This window comes from Bacteroidia bacterium (genome assembly GCA_033391075.1).
Taxonomy (GTDB): Bacteria; Bacteroidota; Bacteroidia; order J057; family J057; genus JAWPMV01.
The window spans coordinates 7,789,460-7,806,470 of the sequence record JAWPMV010000001.1 but is presented as its reverse complement, the minus strand read 5'-3'; the positions used below and the strand labels follow the sequence as shown (position 1 = coordinate 7,806,470).

The 17,011-nt window shown below is 43.2% G+C and carries 9 protein-coding genes; 3 read left to right on the top strand and 6 right to left on the bottom strand.

All coding sequences use genetic code 11. The features are described from left to right. Nucleotides 1-103: 103 nt before the first annotated feature. The 4 genes from R8P61_31050 to R8P61_31035 form a co-directional block, all read right to left on the bottom strand. A complete protein-coding gene (locus R8P61_31050) occupies nucleotides 104-1,555 on the bottom strand; it encodes a DUF1501 domain-containing protein (GenBank protein MDW3651559.1) in 1,452 nt (483 codons plus the stop codon). A 10-nt stretch (nucleotides 1,556-1,565) separates the two neighbouring features. Continuing rightward, the gene (locus R8P61_31045; protein MDW3651558.1) at nucleotides 1,566-4,730 is read right to left on the bottom strand and encodes a DUF1553 domain-containing protein; all 3,165 of its coding nucleotides are present in this window, start codon (nucleotides 4,728-4,730) and stop codon (nucleotides 1,566-1,568) included. 106 nt (nucleotides 4,731-4,836) lie between these two features. Next, nucleotides 4,837-5,934: a 6-bladed beta-propeller gene (locus R8P61_31040; GenBank protein ID MDW3651557.1), complete on the bottom strand. Its 1,098-nt coding sequence runs from the start codon at nucleotides 5,932-5,934 to the stop codon at nucleotides 4,837-4,839. A 41-nt stretch (nucleotides 5,935-5,975) separates the two neighbouring features. Beyond that, complete coding sequence (locus tag R8P61_31035) at nucleotides 5,976-8,717, bottom strand: DUF6797 domain-containing protein (GenBank protein MDW3651556.1); 2,742 nt, start codon at nucleotides 8,715-8,717, stop codon at nucleotides 5,976-5,978. Nucleotides 8,718-8,963: 246 nt separating this feature from the next. Here R8P61_31035 and R8P61_31030 point away from each other — a divergent pair, with 246 nt between their 5' ends. Next, the gene (locus R8P61_31030; GenBank protein ID MDW3651555.1) at nucleotides 8,964-11,177 is read left to right on the top strand and encodes a hypothetical protein; all 2,214 of its coding nucleotides are present in this window, start codon (nucleotides 8,964-8,966) and stop codon (nucleotides 11,175-11,177) included. Nucleotides 11,178-11,185: 8 nt separating this feature from the next. Here the strand turns inward: R8P61_31030 and R8P61_31025 are convergent, their stop codons facing one another. Both R8P61_31025 and R8P61_31020 read right to left on the bottom strand, forming a co-directional pair. Beyond that, nucleotides 11,186-11,935 (bottom strand): SGNH/GDSL hydrolase family protein, encoded by a 750-nt coding sequence (locus R8P61_31025; GenBank protein ID MDW3651554.1) that lies wholly within the window; start codon nucleotides 11,933-11,935, stop codon nucleotides 11,186-11,188. Between the two features lie 26 nt (nucleotides 11,936-11,961). Next, complete coding sequence (locus R8P61_31020; GenBank protein MDW3651553.1) at nucleotides 11,962-12,813, bottom strand: DUF1080 domain-containing protein; 852 nt, start codon at nucleotides 12,811-12,813, stop codon at nucleotides 11,962-11,964. A gap of 168 nt (nucleotides 12,814-12,981) precedes the next feature. On the opposite strand from R8P61_31020, the gene R8P61_31015 reads away from it, so the two are divergent. After that, nucleotides 12,982-15,906, top strand: coding sequence for a response regulator (locus R8P61_31015; GenBank protein ID MDW3651552.1), 2,925 nt, complete (start codon nucleotides 12,982-12,984; stop codon nucleotides 15,904-15,906). 67 nt (nucleotides 15,907-15,973) lie between these two features. Next, nucleotides 15,974-16,969, top strand: a complete 996-nt coding sequence (locus tag R8P61_31010; protein MDW3651551.1) for a membrane dipeptidase — start codon at nucleotides 15,974-15,976, stop codon at nucleotides 16,967-16,969. Nucleotides 16,970-17,011: the final 42 nt, after the last annotated feature.

Sequence of the window (17,011 nt, the reverse complement as noted above, 5' to 3'; positions counted from 1 at the left end):
GAATTATGAATGCCAAACTTAAATTTAAACCTATCTCTATGCTTTGGTCCCTCCTGAACTTGCTCGTTTTGGCAAGTCTTCTTTTTGTAATGCTCTAATTGCATCAAATAAGGGCCTTGACAACATGTCCATGTACATCGGTCAGACGGAACTTCCTGCCCTGGTATTTATATACCAGTCTCTCATGATCAATCCCCAGCAAATGTAGCAGGGTCGCTTGAAAATCATGGACATGGACTCCGTCTTTCACGACATTGTAACTGAAGTCATCGGTTTCCCCATAACTTATCCCTTTTTTCACTCCTGCGCCTGCCATCCACATGCTGAAGCAGCCGGGATGATGGTCTCTGCCATAGTTGCTTTTGGTAAGACGTCCCTGTGAAAAACTGGTTCGCCCAAACTCTCCCCCCCAAATGACCAGGGTATCATCCAATAAGCCTCTTTGTTTGAGGTCTTTGAGTAAGGCTGCTGTAGCCTGATCGGTTCCCTGAGCCTGACTTTTGATACCGCTGGGAAGGTTTCCATGCTGATCCCAACCCATGTGGTAGAGTTGGATAAATTTCACATCCTGTTCGGCCAGCTTGCGTGCCAGCAGACAATTGGCAGCATAGCTGCCGGGCTTTTTCACATCAGGCCCATACATATCCAGGATGTGTTGAGGCTCTTTCGAAATATCCACCACTTCGGGTACAGATAACTGCATCCGAAAAGCCATTTCATATTGCTGGATTTTGGATTCTATTTCAGGATCGCCCCATTTTTCATATTGTTGCTGGTTGAGTTTTTCGATATAGGACAATACTTCCTTTCGATTATCCCGACTCATGCCCGGAGGATTATTGAGGTAAAGGACAGGATCTTTGGAGGAACGGAATTGAACGCCTTGATGATAAGAGGGAAGAAAACCACTTCCCCAGGCATGAGAACTCAAAGGCTGGGCTCCTCCTCCTTTGGAAATCAACACAACAAAGGCGGGTAAATTTTCATTGCTGGAACCCAATCCGTAGCTAAGCCAACTTCCAATAGATGGACGTCCATTGATTTGGGAACCTGTCTGCATGAAGATGACAGCCGGCTCGTGATTGATGGCCTCGGTATACATGGAACGAATGATGCAAAGCTCATCGGCCAATTGAGAGGTATAAGGCAAAAGCTCACTCATCCAGGCACCCGATCGCCCATATTGTTTAAAATCATAAATAGAAGATACCAGGGGAAAAGTAGATTGATCTGTAACCATGCCCGAGTTTCTTTGCGTACCTCGGACCGAATCCGGAATTTCTTCTCCCTGCCATTTTTTGAGCAGAGGTTTATAGTCGAATAATTCAATCTGAGAAGGTCCCCCACTCTGAAAAAGGTAGATCACCCTTTTGGCCTTGGCAGCAAAATGCGGTTTTCCCAGTACTCCTCCCCTATCTCCCATCGAAGCAAAAGCCGAAGTAGGATTGAGTAATTGTCCTAAAGCCAAAGCACCAAACCCCAGACTCGACTTCTTGAAAAAATCTCTGCGGCTTTGTCGGAAATTCAATTCCCTGATTTTGTCTTTATAATTCATCTTGCTGGCTTTAGGAGCGAGTATAAGCTTCTTCTGTGTTCATGATTCCGTGAATAACAACCGCGAGTGCAGCACAACTAATTTTATCCATGCTAATCCCGGATTTAGATTCCCCTACCGATAAATAGGCCTCAGCTGCTTCAGGAGTTTGCTCGAAATATTTCCATTCTTCCTGATAAAGCTCTTTCAAAAGTTTCAATTCTTTCTTCCCGGGAATTCTAGCGGTCAGCATCCGAAAGGCTTTCTCGATTCTTTCCTCTAAGTCTTCATTTTCCTGCATCAAACTTTCTGCGATAAGCCTTGCAGCTTCCAAATACTGGGGATCGTTGAGCAGAGCTAGTGCTTGTAAAGGAGTGCTTGTCTGCTTTCGCTGAACCGTACAATTGCTGCGGTCATTGGCATCAAAAATCAACATAGAAGGAGGAGGAGCAGTACGTTTCCAAATGGTATAAAGACTTCTGCGATACAGTCCTTCTCCAGGCTTCTGTAAATAAGGATAGCGCCAATGCTTATTGCTGATTTCATCCCAAAGGCCTTCCGGTTGATAAGGATATACACTGGGACCTCCTTGTTTTTTCACCAAAAGCCCGCTAACTGCCAAAGCATTGTCCCGGATCATTTCTGCACTCAAACGCATACGAGCTCCTCTGCTGAGATAGGTATTTTCCGGATCGTTCTCCAGGTTTTCAGGCAGTATTTTGGAAGAAAGTTGATAGGTGTCAGACGAAAGAATGTAGGCATGCAAGGCTTTCAGGTTCCAGCCTGATTCCTGAAACCAAATCGCCAGATAATCCAGGAGTTCAGGATGGGAAGGTAAGGCCCCCTGATTCCCAAAATCTTCCTGGGTCTTTACCAGGCCTTTGCCAAAATGCATTTCCCAGACCCGATTTACGATTACCCGGGCAGTCAAAGGATTATCGGGATGAAAGAGCCATTGGGTAAGGCCCAGTCTATTCTGGGGAAACTCCTCTGGATAAGGAAGAATGGATGCAGGGGTTTGCGGAAAGACTTCAGCTGCAGGATCATCATAAACGCCCCGATTTAGGACGAAACTTTTCCGGTACTTCGGCAAATCTTTCATGACCATGATCTCAGGAATTGAGTTTTCTATCTCATTCAATTCCTCCCTCTTGCTTTTGAGTTCATCTTGCCTTTTTCTGATATCGGTTTTTTGTGTAAATCGCCAATTTCTCAGCTCCGTTTCGCTTGCTTCATTAAGGATATCCGGATTGTGCAGGTAGGCGATTTCCAAAGGAGTCAATGCTTCCTTAAATATCCTTACTTCATCAATTCCTCCTCCATCCATGGGCAAAACTCCATCCCTTTTCCCCAACTGAAATCCTCCAAAGCCATAAGTATGGATATTGTATTCATATAAAATGCCTTTATACAAATTATCTACTTCAATCTGCATCTCTATCGGTTTCCCATCCAAATAAAATTGGACTCCTTTGGCCTTGCTACTTCCATCATAGCTCAAGCTGATATGGCTCCATTGTTCAGGAGGCAGGGCAATCTTAGATTTGAGCTGTAGAGAATTGGAAGGGAAGGCATGAGCCATAAGGAATTTGAGGCGGTTGTCTTCCAGATGCAAAGAATAGCCCTTATAGCCGAGTCGCCAATCTTCGCAATGCAGGAAGACGGAAGCTTCCTCATATACCCGATCCGGATATACCCAAAAATCGATGCTAAAAGGATCCGTTCTTTCAAACCACCCAACTTTTTCACCTAAAAATGCAGAGCTATAATCTGTATTGAAGATTGCCAATCCCTTTATTCCGGCTTTCAGTTGGGCTTCCTGTAAGCGCGCCGGTTTTTGCCTGGATTTTCTTTCGGGGGAAAGTTTTTGCTTGCCAAATTCTTTTACCTTATCAAATGGATAATAGGCCTGCTCTTTGGATCCTAAGGCTTTTTCCATCTCAGCTGCTTTTACTTTCAGCTTTACTTCGGTACTAGAAAGTACCTTTGCCAGACTTTTTTCTCCTTGCCTGATTTTTTCTTTCAAAAACTCCATCTGTTTTTGCGCGTCTTCATCTGCCAGAAGCAAAGCCGGACCGGGCGTAATATCAGGTCCATAAACGGCATGACCGATCTCGTCGGTTTGGTTAAAAAAGGAGAAAATGCTGTAGTAATCTTCCTGGCTGATGGGATCGTATTTATGGGCATGGCAGCGAGCACACTCCAGAGTAAGACCCAGGAAAGCTTTACCAAAAGTATTGGTTTTATCAGCCACATATTCCACCCGAAATTCTTCCAATTCTATACCCGCTTCAGAGTTCTTTTTATGGAGTCGGTTGAAAGCTGTCGGAAGGATTTGCTCCACTTTTGCATCTGGCATCAAATCACCCGCCAATTGCAGGCTTACAAAACTGTCATAGGGCATGTTTTGCTGAAAGGCCTCAATCACCCAATCTCGCCAGGGAGAAAAATCCCGATGTTTGTCATCCAAATAACCGTCGCTATCCGCATAGCGAGCCAGGTCCATCCAGTAGGCAGCCATTCTTTCTCCATAATCCGGGCTATCCAGGTATTTCTGAACCCAATTAGTGTAGGTAGCAGCAGAAGTATCTGCTAGAAATTGGTCTAGCTCTTCGAGTGAAGGAGGAAGGCCTCTGAGGTCAAAGGAAATTCTTCTGAGGAGGCTTTCTTTAGAAGCTTTAGAATTGGGAGTAAGCCCTTTTTCCTTCCATTTATTGAGAACGAAATAGTCAATGGGATGTTTTTCTCCGAAAGCATGATCCTTCTTCTCAGGCTTCACAAAGGCCCAGTGTTTTTTGTATTCGGCTCCTTCTTCAATCCACTTTATCAGGATGGCTTTTTGTTTTTCTGTGAGGGGAATTTTCGCCTCCGGAGGAGGCATGAGTTCGCTTTCTTCTTCGGTCAAAATCCGATGAAAGAGCTGACTTTCTTCAGCAGCTCCCGGACGAACCGCATAAGTGTCAGAACCCTCCATTTTACGGATAGCTTCTTCTGCAATATCCAGCCTTAAACCCGCTTCCCGTTTTTTATCATCCGGTCCATGACAAGAAAAACAATGTTCGGAGAGGATAGGACGAACATGAAAATTGTAGTCGATCTTCTCTGGGAGCTGTTCATAAGCTATCGCTACTTCTCCGGGCATAGAAGGCCTGCAAGCTGATGCATACATCAGCAGCACAATTAGGTAGTAGCGCATCGACTTCATCTAGTTTAAGTTCCCGCTTTTAAGCCAAAAGGACAAGAGCAAATTTCACATCTCACCCTTGTCCTTCTTTCTGGATTTTAAAAAAATTCTCGTCCGTTTAGACCCGCTCCAATTTTATGGGATAGGTCTGATTTGCATTCCATTGGCATACATAGATGTTTTTATCCTCATCTATGCAGACATCGTGACAATGATTGAAGATTTTCTGTTCTTGAACCATGCGCTGCAGTTCCCCTTTCACATAAGTCGGCTCAGTACCTCCGGGATTGGAGATCACTTTGTTCTCTGAATCAAGAATGGTTACGAAACCAGAATTGGGACTACTATTGTAGGGATGGGATTGTGGGTCTTTGGGATCCCAGGGCTTGGAAGAAGACCAGCAAACCCCTGCATAAAGATTATAATCATCAATCACCGGACGACATACAAAAGCCCCTGGCAAACAAATTGTCTCCAGGTATTTCCCGTCCAGTGTAAAGCGTTTGAAGCAGTTATCAGCACGAGAAGTAACCAAGAGGGTCGGATTCTCTTTATCTCGATCATCTATACAAACTCCATGTGCTGTTTGGAACTGATCTTCTCCAGGCCCTCTACCGCCTCCGATTTTGCGAATAAATTCTCCATATTTATTGAACTGAAGCACATAACAGGAACCATATCCGTCAGCGATATACAGATCTCCATTAGGGCCGACGGCTGTTTCTGTAGGCGAATATTTATCCTCTTTTTCGTAGGCTCCATACTCAGAAGGATGCCCTAGCATCATAAGTTCCCGGCCATCCAGGGTTGTTTTGATGACGGTTCCATTGGTATCACAGATGTAGAGGAATTCTTCCCCATTTGCATCCCAAAGACTTAAGCCATGTCCACCTCTATATCTGATTCCCCAGGAATCCAGCAGTTTGCCTGATTTATCGTAAATCAGGATGTTGTTTTTTACTTCATCTCCCACCATGATCAGGCGACCTTTAGCGTCCATCACCATTTCATGGCAATTTTTCACAGGCGTTTTTGCAGGAGCCAAATCCCCCCAATTCTTGTGTACCCGGTAAGTAAAATCTCCATGACCGAGAATTTCTGCGCCCAGTTCGGGTTTTGATTTACCGATCATAAAAGAGGGTAAGACAAAAGCGGCTGTGGCGGCAGCTGTAGTTTTGTTGAGAAAGCTTCTTCTGTTGAGTGTATTTTTTGACATATTTTCAGGAAAGTTTTTGTCTGTAGTAATTGCCTAAATCTCTAGCGATTTGCAAGTTCAGTTTGTTCGAGATCATACACCGAATTCTGAATCGCTCCCTCGAAGTCTGTTCCATCAGCAGCTTTGAGCTTATACTTGATTTCCATGATCCAGCTAGGCTTGATTTCCGGGAGATAAATCATCACTTTTTTCCCATCAGGGGAAATTTTGACCTCACTAATTTTCAGGTTTTTTTCATTGTATCGCTTTGATCCATAGGCTCTGGTACGTTTGATGTCCCAGGTATTGATCTCATAATTGCTAGGATCGCCGGCACTCTCATTATCCAGCTTTGCACTAAATTCCAGTTCCATACCAGCATCGAGGGCCTTCATTTTTATGGGTAAATGAAGCTCTTTGCCTGTATACCTCACCCGATATAGACCGCCCACCTGTATCATCCGACTTGTAGCCCAGGCAGCCATTCCACAGCTATACAATTGACCATCTTTAGGATTGAAGCGGCCTCTCATGATGCCAGTCGGAAACTGAGGAACGGGCAATTCTACCATACCTCCTTGCTCCTGATTTCCGACCATTTGAGTCATCACTACGAAAATCTTTCCATAGCCATAAGAGAGGTTTAATAATTTGCCGTTTAAAGGGCCCCACTGATCACTTTCTGCCCAGAGCAATTCGGAGGGTGAACGATCGTATTTCATATCGATCCAGCACATAGGTTGGATCATGGCTGCATCCGAGGAATCCTTAGGAGCTCCATAGCCCCACATATTGCCGTAAAAACCGCCCTTAGTAACGCGATTGATGCGGTTCATGGGATTCCAGTAGCCTTGTTGGTCGGTTACATAAAAAGAGCCATCCGGATTCATGCAAACTCCATTGGCAGCACGAAAACCATTGGCGAGTATCTCCGAAGTGTTTCCATCAGCACTTACCTTTATTAAGGTACCGTGTTGCGGAACCAGAGAAGTTCGGGCATGCCTGCCACTTTTGGCATAATAGAAATTGCCTTCTTTATCCATTTGCAGTCCCATGGCAAATTCATGAAAATGCTCTGTCACCTGGTGATCCGAATTGAAGCTTTCATAGAAATCCGTTTCTCCGTCTCCATTCAAATCTCTCAGAATAGCAATCTGATCTCTACAACTGACATAAATATCGCCCTCTTTGATCTTTATCCCCAATGGCTGGAACATACCCGTTGCGATTCTTGTCCAGGTAATTTTGCCTTCTTTTTGAGTAATGCCTGTCAATTTCCAGACTTCCCCATCTATGGTCGAAACAACGGCTTCCTCTCCACCTTCATAAAAGTCTATCCCCGTCAATCGCAAACGACTTTTCCAGGGATTTTCAGGCAGGGTAAAAACGTCTACCGCATAAGGTTCATCCTCATTTCCGGGAATAATGATGCTTTCAAGTGTTTGGGTGTATTGAGCCGGACTTCCTTTGGTAAAGCGAGAGAGATCTGTAGCCATTTCCGAACTTTCTGCAAAAGCCTGTACTTTCGCCTGCTCCTGCATAGACATATAAATGACAAACTTATCAGAAGCTGCTCCGGAAGTTTCCAATACATGAAATCCATCGGATTTAATGATCATATGTCCACTTCCATCGCTACTTACGGAAACATTTGCAGGTGCTATTCTGAGTTTATGGCTTTGCTTGGCGCCACTTATGTTGATCGTTCGGGCAATGATTGGTTTTTCTCCGGCTTCTGCTAAATCGTAAGTTTCTAAAACTTCCGCTTCTCCAACTGTATATTTAATCACCACCCGATCTTCATATCTGTACAGGCCTTTGTAATGTGCCCATGCTCGGGGCAAGGGACCGTATTGTCGGTCATCAGATCCATGGAAGCGGGGGTCCTCGAAAGAGCCCGTTTCAGGATTGGCCCAACCGGGAGTGATGGGATTGGCAAATTGGCGTTTGCCTACAGTTCGGGGATAGATATTGTGCTGGTCATCCAGCAGGATATCCTCCCAATCGATAAAGCCTTCACCTGTCCAGGCACCTACGAAACGCAAGAGATCATGGTCAAACATGGCAAAGGTATTTCCTTTGGCTACGCCTCCTTCTCCCGGATCGAGTCGCATACCGATCCCTTTGTAAGCAAAATTGACCTTGCTGTAATCTTCATTCGGCAAAGGAGATCGCCCGCCGGAAACATATTTTGGCGGATCCTCATCATCTGACATCTCATAGCAACGCATGAGCCAATTGCCATAATCCAGCTCGGTCCAGGGCGTATAATCTGTGGGTTCGGGTCCTTCACTGCTTCCTTTGGGAAGGGAATCGATATAGGCTTCTGTGACTTCAAAATATTGGCTGGGATTATGCTTTTTTATGAATTCATTTCGGATGAAAGCAATGACTGCATATTTCTGTTCAGGAACCAATTGCATTTGGGGTGGCATCTGACCAAAGCCTCTCGAAATGGTCTGATACATAGAATAGGGATCATTGCCATTTTTAAATGCATCCTTCCAGAATTTATTGGAGTTGGGCAGGGAACCGGGCTGTTCATTGTTGCCATGGCAGGCATAACAGGTGGTTCGATATATTTTTACTCCCTCATTTCGAAGGCCCCAATCTTCCTCCCATTCTGCATCCATATTAAGCAAAGAAGCATGATCTATATCCGATTCATATTCGGGTAGGTCGGCAACTTTGAGAATATATTCTGCTGGAACAGCAGGAGCCTCCGAAGGACTTGAGGAGGTACAGGAAGCATAAAAAATCAGGATAGCCAGCAGGCTAATCGTAGTAGTTGTAGTAAGTTTCATTTGGGCAAAATCCTTTCCTTTAATTTGCATAGAATCCCGGGAGAAAGCAATAGAGAAAGCGCTATTTGTCGAATGTACTATAAGGCTTTTTCTCTACTTTCAATCGATAAAACAGAGGATTGCATATTTCGAATAGATGGATTATATTAAAGTTCTCTTCTGACAGTGAGTCTATAATCCTAAACTACTTATTCAAAATTATATAGGAAAGCTATTTCTATTTTCCTATGGAAACACCTATTCCCCATGTCTCTAGCAGATCAACCCAATACTAATAGGACTCAACAAACCAAAGAAGAGAAACTCCATCCGGTTCTTGCAGTACTAAATTCAGTATTTACTTTTACTGGCTTTTTTATTCCGTCAAATTATGTTGATAACTCCTTTAGAATTATCCTTTCTAATATTTGGATTTATATCAAAGCTCTAGCGGTAAATCTTATAATATTTTTTGTGGCTATTGGCACTTTTACGGTATCAAAACAAGCTAAAGATGTCATTAACGGAATAGCTCAAGATGGAGGGATGAGCCTATTTTGGTTTTGGTTAGGGGTAATGCTTTTGAGTTTAAGTATATGGTACACAAGTATCTTTGCTTTAGCATTCTATGACCTTGGGGGATTAAAAAGTGTGATCAATGGGAGAAATGATTCCTCCAGGGCTCATAAAGGGCTAATTAAATTCCTACCCTACCTCCTAAGCATTGGTGTTTATGTGATCATCTGCACCGCATTTAATGGGATGGAAATAGTGAAAAACCCTTATGGTTGGTACTTTTTGTATATCGGGATATTTTTGGGATTAGGTCTCTTTGTTTATAGAGAGGCATATATGAGAAGGAATAACTTCACTCACTTTATCAAAAAAGGCCCGATGGCATATGATGATAAGTGTGCCCCAGATAAATTATTTCTGGATGGTATTTTTTACCTGATAATAGGCATCATTGTAGTGGGATTAGTTATTAGCTCATTTGACCCCAAGCCCATAAATGTTCCCCAATGGTTTAACTCTGGAGCTATCATTTGCTTTTACCTTACGGGGGCTACCCTCTTATTTAATATCGCATGGCATAAAATTCAGGCTGAATTCACAAAATTCTCTATGTCTTTTTTGATCCTGTTTTTGATTCCACTTTTCTCATTTTTCAACAACAATCATAAACTCCGAATTAAAAAAGAGGCTGAAATAAATCGGTCTAGTTTAAGCTCAGATTTTAATAATTGGATATCTGCAAAACTCGATGATTCATATACCTCTGAAAACCGATTTCCAGTAGTATTTGTCGCAGCGGAAGGAGGGGGAATTCGATCTATGAAATGGACGGCTTTATTGCTGGATAAGTTTTATAAAGAACAGGTAGGTTTCGACCAACATCTCTATGCGATCAGCGGTGTCTCCGGGGGAAGTGTCGGAGCTGTTTTCCAACAAGCTACCCTAAGCGAAAATGGGCCAGCTGAAACGGAAAAACTCAAACAAGCCATAAAGAATGATTTTCTGGCTCCGGTTACTTTTGGGCTGCTGATTCCGGATATGATTCAATCTATTATCCCTTATCCCATTGATTCCTGGGATCGGTCCAGATGGTTGGAGGATGCTTTTCAAGCAGCTGTAGAAAATTCAATGGGAACAGATGTTCTTGCTAAAAGCCTGACAGAGCGTTGGTATACATTAGGTAATAAACCAGCCCCAAATCTGAGCCATATTTTTCTCAATTGTACCGTTTTAGAAACTGGGCAAAAGGCACTCATATCGGATCTGGAAATCCCGAAAGAATACTTCGGAAATTCGATAGACCTCTTGGGAGAAATAAGAAACACCAGGCAAGAAGCCATGGGGATCCCTCTGAAAACCGCAGCATCCCTAAGTGCACGCTTTCCACTTGTTACTTCAGCAGGCAAAGTAGAATTAGGAGAAAACAGCCTACAAATTGTTGATGGAGGATATCATGATAATACAGGGCTGGAAACTATTTTTCAGATTCTCCAAATGATTCTTATCGAAACTGATTCTGCTGATCTCAACAGAATGAGCTTCAACATTGTTTTGTTGAAAAACAGCCTCGACAAAGATCTCCGGGAAGTAGAATCTTCAGATTTTGTTGTTGACATTTCCGCTCCATTGAATACAATTATCAGCAATTGGGGGAATAGTACCGTTAATACGATCAACAACACCCAAAATTCTCTCCGTAGCCTTTCTAAGCTTGGGCTGGATATAGCATTTTATCCCTTCCAATTGGATAGGAAAGTCATTATCGATGAAAACAATAAACGGGTCTACAAGGAAGATGAAGGGAAACAGATCATCCTACCCTTAGGCTGGTACTTATCTGAACGTGCGAATACAGAAATTGATCGTCAACTTAATGCCGTAACCAACCCCAAAGACACAGTCGGGGACAAAATGGCAAAACACAATTTTGAGACTTTTCAACGATTGATGGAGAAAATCAAGTAAACTTTCTATTAACCCATCACCTTCCCAAAAGCTTTCAACCAGGCCTGAGACATCAAAAAGTTTCCAGCCATAGAAGGATGTACCCCATCCGGGCACCAGTAAGAAGTAGGAGCTTCTTTTAAGGCTTCATCAAAGACTTTTTGATAGGGAATAAATACCGCATCAAATTGATCGGCGACTCTTTTAGATGCGGCCTGATAAGCTTCAAAATGACCTTTCCATTTCTCAGTTTCTATGGCTGTTCCTTCATGTAAAACGAATGGCTCCCCAATGATTAATTTCACATCGGGCATGCCTTTTTTCGTCCGCTCCATCAAAGCCATAAAATCGTCTTCATAGACTTTGGCCGTCCCGTCATAGCGACCGGATAAGGTATGCCAGAAATCATTAACTCCAATCAGAATACTCAAGACATCCGGCTTGAGCATCATGCAATCTTCTTCCCATCTATTGCTCAGCTGAAAGACTTTATGTCCACTGATACCCCGATTGTAAATCTGAAGTTCATCTCCCGGATGATTGCCCAGCATATGTGTAACGATGTGCCTCACATAGCCCTGTCCCATGCCTCCTCCCCGATTGGCATAATAATCTCCTCGATTTCGACCTGCATCGGTAATCGAATCTCCCTGAAACAAGACTCGCAATCCTTTAGGGATTTCGCTTACTTCTTCTCTTTCAAGGCTAAATAAACCAAGGCCTGATCCTGCAAGACCGGCAAATATATTCTGGATCGCATTTCTACGGGAAAGTGGCATTTGTAGTAGTATTAAGGATTAGAAAATCAATATACACATTTCGCCTTATTCCCCTTTACAAAATAGCTTTTGTAATTTTTGGCTTTGGGATCCAAACAACCTTCCAGGTCCAGCAATTCGATCTTTCTGAATTCCGTCGGATGACTTTCTCCCTGTAATGCGATATATCCCTCCTTTAGAAGCTTGCCATCTTCTTTCATATTTTCATCAAAACCTCCCACTACCCCGCCACCGATTTGCGGATGGGTATAGGTCAATACCTTTTCGCCTTCTACATAGTGAGTAAACATGGAGTCTCCCAAAACCTCTATTTCAACTGTTACCCATTGATCTCCCTCATAGGTTTGGGAAGTAGAAGAAGTACAATGAGGGGTAAACAGGCTGTCGTTCATAAAAACATGCGTCCCAGGTGTACATAAATTCGCAGTCGTCCTAGGCCCTTTGCCCAATCCACCCAGTAATTGGACCTCTATCGATATCGGAAAATCCTGCTCAATGCCCATACTAGCCGCAGATTGACTATGTAACATCAGACCATTATTTCTTGTGGCCCAGCCCGGACCTCCCGGAGCCTGTTCTCCTACGAATCTATACTCCGCACGAACTCTGTAATAGGAAAAAGGAGTCTCGTAAAAGATATGTCCAAAGGTTTCATCAAAAGCCTCATATTCATCATAATTGACAATGAGCCTTCCGCTATCTACCCCAAAAGTTTGATGAAAATTATCATTGAGCTCATGCCCCCTGATCTTAATGTCCCAGCCGGAAAGGTCTTTGCCATTGAAAAGATCGATCCATTCTTCTTGATCTGGATCATGAGGATTTGACTGAGAACAGCTTATAAAGAATAGACTGAGTAAAAGTAGTAGGTAGCGCATAAGGCAACTGAAGCATTTAAGGGTTTCTAAAACATTGGAAGGCCAAACATACAAGAAAAAGGGGCTAATTCTCAAGAAATCAGGCCATTAGGGTGAAAATTCCGAAAAATGAAGGAATTTTTGATAATTTAACATTTTGCAAAAGCCCTAAGATTACCACCCCTGCCAATGAGATTTTTTCTAATTCCTTTTCTATTGGTATTGTTTCTTGTCTCTACGAATCAGCTTCAAGCCCAAAAGGAGAAACTGGACGTCTACTATATGGCACTTGAGGATGCTGACGGAGAACGCAAAGTGGACCTGATGCTAGATATTATCAACAAACTCCGTGTTGCAGATCGAACTGAAGCCCAAAAACTGGCAAAAGACGCCCTCAAACTTTCCAACTCCCTCAAATATGTAGAAGGTCAGATCAAGAGCAATTATTATCTCGGTATCCTCGATAGAGATCGGGGACGATACAATAGAGCCATTTCGGCAACCGAGAAAGGACTTGAACTCGCAAAAAGCACAAAGAATACCGAAGAAATGTTGATGGGCAATAAGCTCATGCAGACCATTTATATGCTTAAGCAGGACCTAGAAAACGCAACTGCCTATCAAAATGCTTATAAACTGATTCGAGACAGTCTTTCCAGCTTACATCTTACCAAAGAACTGAACCAATTGCAGGAAAAACTGGAAGTTGAAAAAAGTAATACCGTAGCTGTGCTTACAGAGAGCAAAAATATAGAATCAGAACTTCGGGCCAATTTGATGGAGGAAGAGAATAAGCGGATTCAGCAGGAAATGGAGATCATAAAACTTGAGCGGGAAAGTGCAGAGTTGGAAAAGCAGGCCATGGAAAACATGATGCTACTCAACAAAAAGATTGCGGAAGAGGAAAAAGCCACCAATCAAAGAAATCTCGCCATTGCGGGAGTCATTGTTTCCCTTTTGGGCATTCTGGGCATCTTTTTGTGGGTAAGAGTCAGGCAACAAAGAAGGAGGGCACAGATTGAAACAGAACGTCGAGAAAAAATGGAGCAGGTGGATCAATTGAAAGACCAGTTCCTCGCAAATACCTCCCACGAACTCAGAACCCCACTCAATGGAATTATTGGATTGGCAGAATCCTTAGAGGACCGAGCGACCAATGATTTTCAAGAAGAAAACCTTTCCATGATCATTTCCTCTGCCAGAAGATTATCCAGTCTGGTGGATGATATCCTCGATTTCTCCCGAATCAGAAATCAGGAAGTCCGGCTAAACTCAAAAGCTATCGATCCCTATGCATTGGTCGAAATGATTGTCAAACTCAATCAACCTTTAGCCAAAAAGAAGCGACTCAAACTCAGCCATAATATTCCCAAAGATATTCCTGCGATTCACGGAGATGAAAATCGACTTCAGCAAATTCTACACAATCTCGTAGGCAATGCGATCAAATTTACCCCTAAAGGATTTATAGAAGTATCTGCTGAGGAAAAAGAAGGCAAACTACTCATTTCTGTAGCTGATTCAGGTATAGGGATTGATGAGGAAAAGCAAGCCTCCATCTTCCTTGAGTTTTCTCAGGCGGATGCCAGCATTTCGAGGACCTATAATGGTTCAGGTCTGGGATTGAGTATCAGTAAAAAACTGGTAGAACTTCATGGAGGGGAGCTTTCTGTACAATCGGTTTCCGGAGAAGGTTCGGTATTTAGTTTTAGTATTCCCCTAAGTTGGGAAACAGTACAAGAGCCTATCATTGAAGCTCCACTTGTTTCTCATTTACTGGAAGTCGATCCCCTTCCTAAAGCTTCCGGAAAAAGAGCCCCGGGAAAAGTGAGGGAAAGTGGGGTTTTGACTCAGAACATCAATGGGAAAGGGCACTTTAAAATCCTGATCGTTGATGATGAACCCGTAAACCAACAGGTATTCCAAAATCATTTTCTGGATCAAGCCATTGAAACCCATTCTGCCATGAATGGAGAAGAAGCCCTGGAAATCCTCGAAAATGAAGGCAAATTTGACCTGGTTTTGCTGGATGTGATGATGCCCCGGATGACAGGCTATGATGTCTGTAAGCATATTCGTCAGAAGTTTTCAGCCAGCGAATTGCCGGTGATCATGGTAACAGCTAAAAACCAGGTGCAGGATTTGGTGGAAGGCCTATCTACCGGAGCCAATGACTATCTGGCCAAACCTTTCTCCAAAGACGAATTACTGGCCCGGGTTAAAACCCATTTAAATCTATACAGCATCAACTCTGCCACCGGTAGATTTGTCCCCTATCAATTCCTCCGGGCTTTGGGGAAAGAGAATATCACCGAAGTCCATCTGGGCGATCATGTTTCCAAAGATGTAAATGTGTTTTTCTCTGATATTCGAAGATATACCAGCCTTTCTGAAAAAATGACTCCGGAAGAAAATTTCCGTTTCGTCAATTCTTATGCTGGAAGAATGGGGCCCATTATCCAGAAATACAAAGGCTTCGTCAATCAGTATATGGGAGATGGCATCATGGCAATTTTCCAAAACCAAACCGAAGATGCCGTACAAGCAGCTTTGGAAATGCAGCGCATGATCCGTGAATACAATTCAGAACGCCTCCAAATGGATCGTACCCCTATCGAAGTCGGGATGGGGATTCATACAGGCCCACTGGTTATGGGTATCATTGGAGATTCAAAACGGACGGAACCCGCGACCATTTCAGATACTGTAAATCTCGCTTCTCGCATGGAAGGCTTGACCAAATTTTATGGTTCGAAGCTCCTTTTGAGTGAAGATACCTTCCGTACCCTCAAAGCACCTGATACGATCGCTCATAGATTCCTTGGCAAAGTGCAGGTAAAGGGTAAAGAGCAGGCGATTGGGGTGTATGAAATTTTCGATCTGGACGGCAATCCGCTCGATAAACCCAAATGGGAAAATCGAGAAAAATTCAAATTAGCTCTGGAGAATTATTACCTCCAAAATTTTGCACAATCTCAAAAGCTATTTGAAGATGTTATCGCTCAAAATCATCTGGATAAAGCTGCCGAATTTTACCTCAAAAGATCCAAAGAATATAAGCTTGATGGAGCACCAGAAGCCTGGTCAGGAGTGGAAATGATGCAGACGAAATAAGCATTTCTGCCCTGGACTCATTATGCTTCTATAATTTCCCTATTTTGGGAAATCAATCAAGTCAACAATGAGCCAGAATCTTCCTGTCTTTGATCTCCACTGCGATCTGTTAAGCTATCTGCATATGGCAGATGATGCCTCCATTCATTCAGAAGATGTGATCGGTGCGAGTTATCCATTTTTGAAGAAAGGGAATGTACAGCTACAGGTCTGTGCCATATTTTCTCTGACGCAGAGCGGAAGTTATGCTTTCGCCAACGCTCAGCTAAAACACTTCAGCCAACTGATAGAAGGACCTGAATTTTCTGCAGGCCGATCTGAAGTAGAAATTAGAAAAGCTCAAGAAGAAAATAAACCCGCAATTTTCGCTTCTATCGAAAATGCATCTGGCTTGCTTGAAGAAGAGGAGCCGATCAGCCTATTGGAGGAAAGGCTAGATGAATTTATCAAAGGAACGGGCCGACTGCTTTATATCAGCTTTACCCACCATCTCGCCAATCGTTTTGGAGGAGGAAATTTCAGCGACAACCTACCGATTACTTCTGACGGCAAAAGCCTTTTGGCCTGCATGGATGGGAAGAATATAGCTGTAGATCTTTCTCATACAAGTGATGCTTTGGCAGAGGGGATCCTGACAGAGATCGAACAGCAGCGATATGATATTCCCGTCATTGCCAGTCATTCAAATTTTCGCCCGATTTGCGATCATCCCCGAAACCTGCCGGATGAGTTTGCCAAAGAAATCGTCCACAGGAAAGGCCTGATCGGAATCAATTTTGTTCGGGATTTTGTCGGGAGAAAAGGAGCTGAAATGCTCTATGAACATATCCAATATGGAATTGAAGAAATCGGGGCCGGGGAACATCTCGCTTTTGGAGCTGATTATTTTGATGAAAGGATGATTCCGGATCAGGAACGCAGGCCATTTTTCTATCCCCAACATAAGAATGCTTCCAAATTTCCTGCTATCCTTGAGGAAATGAAGGAGAAGGGCTTTAGTCAGGATCAACTTGAAAAGATTTCACATAAAAATGCCGAAGACTTCATCCGCAGATTAGGATAAAACAGGGAAAATTACCGTCCTTTGGGGCTGCAAAAATAGCCC

Excerpts from the sequence above, each read along its gene's own strand:
- R8P61_31050 (MDW3651559.1), bottom strand. The coding sequence starts at position 1,555 with ATGAATTATAAAGACAAAATCAGGGAATTGAATTTCCGACAAAGCCGC.
- R8P61_31045 (MDW3651558.1), bottom strand. The coding sequence starts at position 4,730 with ATGCGCTACTACCTAATTGTGCTGCTGATGTATGCATCAGCTTGCAGG.
- R8P61_31040 (MDW3651557.1), bottom strand. The coding sequence starts at position 5,934 with ATGTCAAAAAATACACTCAACAGAAGAAGCTTTCTCAACAAAACTACA.
- R8P61_31035 (MDW3651556.1), bottom strand. The coding sequence starts at position 8,717 with ATGAAACTTACTACAACTACTACGATTAGCCTGCTGGCTATCCTGATT.
- R8P61_31030 (MDW3651555.1), top strand. The coding sequence starts at position 8,964 with ATGTCTCTAGCAGATCAACCCAATACTAATAGGACTCAACAAACCAAA.
- R8P61_31025 (MDW3651554.1), bottom strand. The coding sequence starts at position 11,935 with ATGCCACTTTCCCGTAGAAATGCGATCCAGAATATATTTGCCGGTCTT.
- R8P61_31020 (MDW3651553.1), bottom strand. The coding sequence starts at position 12,813 with ATGCGCTACCTACTACTTTTACTCAGTCTATTCTTTATAAGCTGTTCT.
- R8P61_31015 (MDW3651552.1), top strand. The coding sequence starts at position 12,982 with ATGAGATTTTTTCTAATTCCTTTTCTATTGGTATTGTTTCTTGTCTCT.
- R8P61_31010 (MDW3651551.1), top strand. The coding sequence starts at position 15,974 with ATGAGCCAGAATCTTCCTGTCTTTGATCTCCACTGCGATCTGTTAAGC.